Origin of the sequence: Ornithinibacillus caprae (assembly GCF_009728145.1) — a bacterium.
In the GTDB taxonomy this organism is placed as follows: domain Bacteria; phylum Bacillota; class Bacilli; order Bacillales; family Amphibacillaceae; genus Ornithinibacillus; species Ornithinibacillus caprae.
On sequence record NZ_WOCA01000039.1, the window covers coordinates 1 to 641 of the forward strand.

The window sequence follows — 641 nt, forward strand, 5'->3', positions numbered from 1 at the left end:
CATAAGTTACTCCCTCAGTTAGATTCTATTTACTCACAAATGCTCGCTTATTCGCAGGATTTCAAACCACTTCTAAGAACAATGACGGATGAATGGAATGAGTATGGGTATTAAAGGCTACATGAAGGCATGCGGGAATAGAGGAGTCAAGGTAAACTCCATTTATTTCCAAAATATACTGCACGCATTCTCCACGCCGCCCCTGGAGGCTTTCCCTCCCATGTCTCAACGGGTCTAATGCCCTTTCATTCCTTCGTCATGCCTATCCAAGGGGTGGAGGCCGGTTTTGCTGCGCAAACGGGTCAGTGCCCTTTGGTAACTTATATCCAGTTCTCCGTGCTTTCTTTGTGATCCTACGAATAAGCCAACATTCATTATCTTCTTATCTTAATTAATTGAACCTTGATCTCTTTAATACTATGGGTGATTCATTACCTAAATTATACTATTATGCTGTTAGTGGTGTTAAAGGCTGCACTTTTTGAGGACAGTAAGTGTGATTACTTTTAGCTATTGCTACCAATATTCTCGCCACCTTCCCTACGAGTTTCATAATAGATTTCATTTTCTTCATCTTTTTGACTTTGACATTGTGATAATGAATCTGCTTAAAATCAGGGTTATTCCTCACAAGGCTTAAT

Annotated in this window: 1 pseudogene; it reads right to left on the minus strand. The window is 40.1% G+C overall.

Going from position 1 to position 641, the window contains the following annotated elements:
* Positions 1–448: 448 nt before the first annotated feature.
* A pseudogene (locus GMD78_RS21510) lies at positions 449–641 on the minus strand (IS110 family RNA-guided transposase); the annotation flags it as partial.